This window comes from Vibrio mimicus CAIM 602, from assembly GCF_000338875.1.
GTDB classification, from domain to species: Bacteria; Pseudomonadota; Gammaproteobacteria; order Enterobacterales; family Vibrionaceae; genus Vibrio; species Vibrio mimicus.
In genome coordinates, this window is the sequence record NZ_AOMO01000022.1 from 61,618 (window position 1) to 69,744 (window position 8,127).

At 45.7% G+C, this 8,127-nt stretch carries 5 protein-coding genes, 1 pseudogene and 1 other annotated feature; of the genes and pseudogenes, 3 read left to right on the top strand and 3 right to left on the bottom strand.

Going from position 1 to position 8,127, the window contains the following annotated elements; genetic code table 11:
- Positions 1-168 precede the first annotated feature (168 nt).
- The 3 genes and pseudogenes from pheA to D908_RS14555 form a co-directional block, all read right to left on the bottom strand.
- Complete coding sequence (gene pheA, locus D908_RS14565) at positions 169-1,344, bottom strand: prephenate dehydratase (RefSeq protein ID WP_005523107.1); 1,176 nt, start codon at positions 1,342-1,344, stop codon at positions 169-171.
- Positions 1,345-1,355: 11 nt separating this feature from the next.
- Positions 1,356-1,478 (bottom strand) — a sequence feature (Phe leader region).
- A gap of 105 nt (positions 1,479-1,583) precedes the next feature.
- The gene (gene hpf / locus D908_RS14560; RefSeq protein WP_000783367.1) at positions 1,584-1,910 is read right to left on the bottom strand and encodes a ribosome hibernation-promoting factor, HPF/YfiA family; all 327 of its coding nucleotides are present in this window, start codon (positions 1,908-1,910) and stop codon (positions 1,584-1,586) included.
- Positions 1,911-2,322: 412 nt separating this feature from the next.
- Positions 2,323-3,047 (bottom strand): annotated as a pseudogene (locus D908_RS14555) (outer membrane protein assembly factor BamD).
- Positions 3,048-3,201: 154 nt separating this feature from the next.
- Here D908_RS14555 and rluD point away from each other — a divergent pair.
- From rluD to clpB, 3 genes are all read left to right on the top strand, one after another.
- Positions 3,202-4,176 carry a 23S rRNA pseudouridine(1911/1915/1917) synthase RluD gene (gene rluD / locus D908_RS14550; protein ID WP_000941110.1) on the top strand — a complete coding sequence of 325 codons (975 nt, stop codon included), beginning with the start codon at positions 3,202-3,204 and terminating at the stop codon, positions 4,174-4,176.
- 2 nt (positions 4,177-4,178) lie between these two features.
- On the top strand, positions 4,179-4,901 hold the full coding sequence (pgeF, locus tag D908_RS14545; RefSeq protein ID WP_005523112.1) for a peptidoglycan editing factor PgeF: 723 nt from the start codon (positions 4,179-4,181) through the stop codon (positions 4,899-4,901).
- 124 nt (positions 4,902-5,025) lie between these two features.
- Positions 5,026-7,599: an ATP-dependent chaperone ClpB gene (clpB, locus tag D908_RS14540; RefSeq protein WP_001235062.1), complete on the top strand. Its 2,574-nt coding sequence runs from the start codon at positions 5,026-5,028 to the stop codon at positions 7,597-7,599.
- The last annotated feature ends 528 nt before the right edge of the window (positions 7,600-8,127 follow it).

An 8,127-nucleotide genomic window follows, 5' to 3' on the forward strand; every position in this document is an offset into this window, starting at 1 on the left:
ACCCATTTGTTACAAAATTTGGTCACGATCCGACAAATAAACAAATAGCGTAAGAGCCAATAATTTGGCTACGCTGACAGCCTGGATCACCTAAGTATATGTATAATTTGATGGCATTATAATCAGAGCTTATGCGACTGTCAGCTTAATTGGTTCAATTTATTGACGCTATATAAATTTCACTTGGGTTGGTTTGACGTTTTCACTTGGGTAACAACCAAGCACTTTCAAGTGGCGAGTCAGTTGCGTCAGTTCCGCGAGAGCTTGCTGCATCTCATCGGAATCAATGTGTGCTTCTAAATCGACGTAGAACATTTCTTCCCACGGATTGCCCATGATTGGGCGCGATTCGAGCTTGGTCATGTTGATCCCGTAACGTTGCAATACCAACAAGGTTGAAACTAACGAGCCAGCTTCTTGAGAAGTCGACATAATCAAGGTGGTTTTGGCTGGGATCTGCGGTGAAACTTCGACTGGCTTACGAGCTACCACAATAAAACGGGTATGGTTTTCGGTTTGGTTAGCGATATTGCCTTGGATCGGCTGTAAACCATATAACTTACCGCTAGCTGAGTTTCCAATCGCTGCCACATCTGTACGGTTAAGTTCTTGCACTTTTTTCATAGCATCAGCGGTGCTGGCGCAGCTTTCTAATTGCACGCCTTTCAAGCGGCTGAGGAATTCGCTGCACTGCTGGTGAGGTTGTGGATGTGAATAGAGTACTTTGAGATCCTCTAATCGAATCTCTTGCGTTGCGACTAAGCAATGCTCAATGGGCTGAGTCAGTTCACCGACTATGTACAAAGTGGTGTGCTGGAGCAAATCATAGACTTCGTTAATTGAGCCAGAGCTAGTGTTTTCAATTGGCAATACACCATAATCGGCATGTCCTGATTCAACCGTTCTCGCCACTTCTTTGAAATGATCACAGTTAAGCTCAATCAGCTCTGTGTTTTTACGGCTGAAATATTCGCGAGTCGCCAAATGTGAATAAGAGCCTTTGGCGCCCAAAAAGGCCACACGCGCTAAAGGTTTACGGCTTTGTGGGTTAGCAAGGTTTTGCAGATAAGATTGCTGAAGCAAAACGGAGTCTTCAATGATGGTGTGGAAAATCTTGGTGATGTACTGAGGATCGAGCTGATATTTCTCTTTTCCAGCATTGATGAGTTTGACCAGTAATTGTTGCTCACGAGCAGGATCACGCACTGGTTTGGCGGTTTCTACCTTGCTTTTGGCGACCTCAATACTCATTTTGCGTCGTTCCGACAGCAGGTTTAGCAGTTGGTCGTCGAGTTCGTTCAGTCTTAAGCGAATGTCGTCGAGTGAGTATTGTTTGTCTGTCATAAAATTATCCTTATAAAAAAACCCCCTGAAGAGGAGGCTTTCTGTTCGTTTTTGACTTGTCTTTTGACAACGAGCGAGCCTCCAAAGGTTATTGGAGAAAAAAGAAGTCAAAAAAGTACAGGAAATGAGGTGTCATAAGTGAATATTTATCCAAGTAAGTCAGCACACAATAAGCAAGCCCCCAGAGAGCGTCAAGCAAAAAAATAGCGCCCTAAGGCGCTATCTCTCCATAATTCTGGTTATTCTACTTCTTCACTCAGCTCTGGCTTGTCTGCACGGCGAGCTTCCGGTTTGTGGCGTAGTTTATTCAATTGTCGTTCGAGTTTTTGTTCTACCTCGTTAATGGCGGCATACAAATCTTCGTGAATCGCAGAGGCGACTAACTGGCCGCGTGGAATGCTAACGACTGCTTCAAATTTCTTCTGTTTATTCGGTTCTTCGCTAAAGCATGCTTGGCAACCAATGATGTCAACTTGCCATTTTTCTAATTTTTTGAATTTACCCTCAATGTGGTTGCGGATTGCAGAGGTGATTTCGATGTTTTTACCAGTGATGTTCATTTTCATATAACTTTTTCCTCTGTGTCATCCCTTATGGGTTGAGTTCAGATTAGCGCACCAAATGGGAAATAATGTGATCTAAATCACCTTTGTTTGAGGGTTTTTCTTGATGTGAAATAAACGTGATCTGTCGCAAAGCTTGTGTAGATGAGTTAAAGAAAAAGCTTGTTATCTCTCATAAAACCGCTAGATTCAGGTAAGTAGAGACTAAAAATTTCCGATTTTTTAGCGCTTTTATTCGGCCTGAAAACACCTGTTGAGTGAAAAATCAGCATTGAGTTTTTGTGATTCAGATCACGCCAACTAAGAAGGCCAACTGATTGAAGTAAACTTGAGGTTGGCGATACACGGATTAAATCGAATGATAAAAGAAGAGCCACATTAAATGTGGCTCTTCTTTTTTTGAGTGAAATACGTTTTATCGCGGGTTGAGCTTCATCAATTGCTCTGTGCGCTCAACAGCTTCTGTCATTCCTAACTGCTGGTAAGCTTCGAGCTGAATGTCTAACGCTTTACGTGCCGCTTCGGTATCTGGAAACGTTTTTTGCAACTCTTGGGTGCGGTTAATAGCCGCAATCCATGCTTCACGACGCAAATAGAAATCTGCTGTGGCTAAGTCATATTCTGCTAAACGGTTTTTCAACGCATACATACGACGCTGAGCATCTTCCGCGTATGGGCTATTCGGGTAACGTTGCAACAGCTTCTTAAAATCCGCAAAAGCCGATTTCACAGGTTCAGGGTCACGGTCACTACGATCGACGTTGAACAGATCGTGCATAAAATTGCGATCCTGCGCCATGTGCGTCAAACCACGCATATACAATACCCAGTCCATCTTTTCATGGGTGGGATTAAGGCGAGTAAAACGCTCAATCGTAGCTAAGCCTAACGCAAGATCATCATTTTTGTAGTACGCATAAATCAGATCGAGTTGAACTTGTTCTGAATAAGCCCCAAACGGATAGCGTGAATCGAGCGCTTCTAATTTTTCGATTGCGGTTAACCAAGTACCGCTTTGCAACGCGCTTTGGGCTTCTGAGTACAGCTCAGATGGTGGCACATCGGGCACCACATCAGGCTGCTAGAGCAACCAAATAACAGGGATAACGCGAGTAGGCCTGATAAAGTCTGGTATTTCATGTCAGGGTGGAATTCCTTGCAAATCTTGCTTTTCAATAGGTGCGTAAACCGCGCGCAAATCGTTTCGTTACTTTCTCAGCAGTAACAGATACAATGTCGGCGTATTTTTCCATACTAGTGACTATTAGTCTCACGGTTTTTTAAAAAGTTCGATATGGCTCATCAGATTGAATTAACTCAAACAGTAAAAGAGAGCCAGCTTGGTCAACGTCTTGACCAAGCTGTGGCTGAATTATTTACCGATTTTTCCCGCTCACGCTTAAAAGAGTGGTTGTTGGAAGGCAAGATTGCCGTGAATGGTGAAGTTGTCACTAAGCCGCGCACCAAAGTGATGGGTGGTGAGGTGATTGTCGTTCAGGCAGAACTTGAAGACGAACAGCGCTGGGAAGCGCAGGATTTGCCACTCAACATCGTGTATGAAGATGACGACATTATCGTTATTAACAAACCGCGCGACTTCGTGGTGCATCCAGGGGCTGGTCAGGCTGATGGCACTGTGCTTAATGCACTGCTGTTCCATTTTCCGCCTATCGCCGAAGTGCCGCGTGCTGGTATCGTGCATCGTCTCGATAAAGACACTACGGGTTTGATGGTAGTAGCCAAAACAGTCCCTGCACAAACTCGTCTTGTACGTGCGTTGCAAAAGCGCGATGTCACTCGTGAGTATGAAGCGATTGTGATTGGTACCATGACTGCGGGTGGCATGATTGATAAGCCGATTGGTCGTCACTCGACTAAGCGTACTTTGATGTCGGTTTCTCCAATGGGGAAACACGCCGTCACGCATTATCGTGTGGCGGAACATTTCCGTGAACATACGCGTCTGCGTCTGCGTTTGGAAACGGGTCGTACTCACCAAATTCGAGTGCACATGGCTTATTTGCAACATCCTCTATTAGGTGATACCGCCTATGGTGGTCGTGCGCGTATTCCGAAAGGAGCTTCTGAAGAGTTAACGGCGATGATCCGTAACTTTGATCGTCAGGCTCTACATGCGGTAATGCTGAAATTCGAACACCCAATCACGGGTGAAGAACTCGAATTCCACGCACCAGTTCCAGACGATATGGTGACGATGACGCTCGCTCTGCGTGAAGACTCTAAGCTGAACCATACAGAAGAGTATTAATCATGATTCTCCCCAACTGGAATGCACCTAAACAAGTCAAAGCGTTCAGCTCTACTCGCGATGGTGGATTTTCACAAGGTGCCTATCAAGGATTGAATCTTGGTATGCATGTTGGGGATGATCCTGAACTCGTGCTGCGTAATCGGCAGTGGCTGGTGGAAACATCAGCTATGCCAAACTCACCCATTTGGCTAAACCAAACCCATTCTACCGTTGTACTCAATGTTGACGCACCTACCGATAAAATCTTAGATGCAGATGGCCTGATTACCTCAAAACCGAATGTGGTTTGTTCCGCGATGACGGCAGATTGCTTACCTGTATTGATGACCAATCGTGCAGGTACACAGGTTGCTGCTGTTCATGCGGGATGGCGTGGATTGGTGAATGGCATTGTTGAACAAACTGCAGCAAGAATGTCGGGTGATGTCATGGTGTGGCTTGGTCCTGCGATCGGTGCGCAAGCATTCGAAGTGGGTGAAGATGTGTTTGCTGCTTTTGTCGCTCACCATCCTCAAGCTGAACAATCTTTCACACCTCGTTCGCAACAGGGTAAATGGTTGGCGGATATGAGCCAGTTAGTCAAACTGCGTTTGAATGAGCTGGGTATTGAGCAAATCTTTGATAGTGGTTTGTGCACCTATCAGGATGCTGACCGTTTTTATTCCTATCGCCGGGATGGTGTTACAGGCCGCCAAGCCGCATTTATTTGGCTTGAAGAATAACGTTTCATCAACGCTCCTTTCAAACTGCAAGAAAGTTTCTTCGACTTCCCTTGAAAATCTCGCTCGCGATAACCATCTTTCCTAACGTATTCAATTTATCTCAGATGAGGTTAGGAAGGTTGGTATGCGTCTTGACAGATTTACGAGCAAATTTCAGATCGCGATTTCCGATGCCCAGTCATTAGCGCTCGGGCGTGATCATCAATACATCGAGCCGGTTCACCTCATGGTGGCGCTGCTCGATCAAAATGGCAGCCCGATCCGCCCGTTACTCACTATGTTAAACGTTGATGTGATGCAACTGCGCTCTAAACTGAGCGAGATGCTGGATCGACTACCTAAAGTGAATGGTATTGGCGGTGATGTGCAGCTCTCTTCAGCGTTAGGCACACTGTTTAATCTGTGTGATAAAGTCGCGCAAAAGCGTCAAGATGCCTACATCTCATCTGAAATTTATCTACTCGCCGCGCTGGAAGATAAAGGGCCACTTGGGCACTTACTCAAAGAATTTGGGCTGACTGAGAAAAAAGTCTCCGAAGCGATAGAGAAAATCCGTGGTGGGCAGAAGGTGAATGACCCTAATGCTGAAGAGCTACGTCAAGCTTTGGAAAAATTCACCATCGATCTAACTGAGCGAGCAGAGCAGGGTAAGCTCGATCCTGTAATCGGCCGTGATGATGAAATTCGCCGCACTATTCAAGTCTTACAACGGCGTACCAAAAATAACCCGGTGATCATCGGTGAACCCGGTGTGGGTAAAACAGCGATTGTGGAAGGCTTGGCTCAACGCATCATCAATAATGAAGTACCAGAAGGGCTGCGCGGACGCCGCGTATTGTCTTTGGATATGGGCGCATTGGTTGCGGGGGCGAAATACCGCGGTGAGTTTGAAGAGCGTTTGAAATCAGTACTCAATGAACTCGCTAAAGAAGAGGGGAACATCATCCTCTTTATTGATGAGCTGCATACCATGGTCGGCGCGGGCAAAGGTGAAGGCTCAATGGATGCGGGTAACATGCTCAAACCCGCTTTGGCGCGTGGAGAGTTGCACTGTGTCGGTGCGACTACCTTGGATGAGTACCGTCAATATATTGAAAAAGATCCTGCGCTAGAACGACGCTTCCAGAAAGTGTTGGTGGATGAGCCAACGGTGGAAGACACCATAGCCATCCTACGTGGGTTGAAAGAGCGTTATGAGCTGCACCACCATGTAGAAATCACCGATCCGGCGATTGTTGCGGCAGCAAGTTTATCTCACCGCTATATATCAGATCGCCAATTGCCTGATAAAGCTATTGATTTGATCGATGAAGCGGCGTCGAGCATCCGGATGCAAATTGACTCCAAACCGGAAGCACTCGATAAGCTGGAACGCAAAATAATCCAATTGAAAATCGAGCAGCAAGCGCTCTCCAATGAGCACGATGAAGCTAGCGAAAAACGTTTGGCGATCTTAAATGAAGAGCTGCAAGAGAAAGAACGTGATTATGCTGAGCTGGAAGAAGTATGGAAAGCTGAAAAAGCGGCACTTTCTGGTACACAGCATATCAAAGCTGCATTAGAGCAAGCGCGAATGGATCTTGAGGTCGCACGCCGTGCGGGTGATTTGAGCCGCATGTCAGAGCTGCAATATGGCCGCATTCCTGAGCTAGAAAAGCAGCTCGATCTGGCCGCGCAAGCTGAAATGCAGGAAATGACCCTGCTGCGTAATAAAGTGACGGATGCTGAAATTGCCGAAGTGCTTTCTAAGCAAACTGGCATTCCTGTGTCGAAAATGCTGGAGGCCGAGAAAGAAAAGCTACTGCGCATGGAAGAAGTGCTGCATAAACGCGTGATCGGCCAAAAAGAAGCGGTCGAAGTTGTGGCGAATGCGATTCGTCGTAGCCGCGCGGGGCTTTCTGATCCGAATCGTCCGATTGGTTCCTTCTTATTCTTAGGGCCAACTGGGGTCGGTAAAACCGAGCTATGTAAAACCTTGGCCAACTTCCTCTTTGATAGTGAAGATGCCATGGTACGCGTAGATATGTCGGAATTTATGGAGAAACACTCGGTCGCTCGTTTAGTGGGGGCTCCTCCGGGTTATGTCGGCTATGAAGAAGGTGGCTACTTAACTGAAGCCGTACGTCGTAAGCCCTATTCGGTAATTTTGTTGGATGAAGTGGAAAAAGCGCACCCAGATGTATTCAATATTCTTCTACAAGTATTGGATGATGGTCGTTTGACGGACGGGCAAGGTCGCACGGTCGATTTTCGTAATACTGTGGTGATAATGACCTCGAACTTGGGCTCAAGTCGTATTCAGGAAAACTTTGCAAGGTTGGATTATCAAGGCATCAAAGAACAGGTCATGGATGTAGTAAGCAAACACTTCCGTCCTGAGTTCTTAAACCGAGTTGATGAAAGTGTGGTATTCCATCCACTTGGTCAAGAGCATATTAAGTCGATTGCCTCTATTCAGTTGGCTCGCCTACGTCAGCGTTTGGCTGAACGTGATTACCAACTCGAGGTGGATGATGATGCGCTTGATCTGATTGCTCAAGTTGGATTCGATCCAGTATATGGTGCTCGTCCATTGAAACGAGCTATTCAACAAAATGTTGAAAACCCGCTGGCGAAATCGATTCTGGCTGGAAAGTTCCTCCCTGGGGCGCCCATTTTACTATCGGTAAAAGATGGGAATATTTTCGCTAGTCAGTAGCAGATAAAACATATCTCTATAGAGAAGAAAAAAGAGCCATGTCGAATGGCTCTTTTGCTTATTAATCGAACAGAAAAGTGTTTTTTTTAGTGGGTTTGCTGTTAATTTGTCCGCTTGAACTGAAAAGGTATAAAAAAAGTATTTTAGAGCTTGCCAGATTTTAAAACCTCCCTATAATGCGCCCTCACTGACACGGCAGACGCCGCAAGGCCTCAGGGCTAATCAGTTAGGCTAAGATGCTTCGATGAAGAAAGTTGAAAAAAGAGTTTGACTCTGACAATTATCTCGCTAGAATGCACACCCTCTTCGGTAAGAAAGCTGAAGCAAAACGCTCTTTAACAATATAAACCAATCAATCTGTGTGGGCACTCGTTGATGATAATCGCAAAAGATTTATCAATGAACTGAGTGACCATTTGAATGAGCAATCATTCAGCACAGTCAATTCAACATTACAATGTAATGTTATCAGTATTCATTGAGCCAAAACTTTAATTGAAGAGTTTGATCATGGCTCAGATTGAACGC

Bases quoted from the DNA above. Each gene is read 5' to 3' on its own strand.
- pheA (WP_005523107.1), bottom strand. From the start codon at position 1,344: ATGACAGACAAACAATACTCACTCGACGACATTCGCTTAAGACTGAAC.
- hpf (WP_000783367.1), bottom strand. From the start codon at position 1,910: ATGAAAATGAACATCACTGGTAAAAACATCGAAATCACCTCTGCAATC.
- rluD (WP_000941110.1), top strand. From the start codon at position 3,202: ATGGCTCATCAGATTGAATTAACTCAAACAGTAAAAGAGAGCCAGCTT.
- pgeF (WP_005523112.1), top strand. From the start codon at position 4,179: ATGATTCTCCCCAACTGGAATGCACCTAAACAAGTCAAAGCGTTCAGC.
- clpB (WP_001235062.1), top strand. From the start codon at position 5,026: ATGCGTCTTGACAGATTTACGAGCAAATTTCAGATCGCGATTTCCGAT.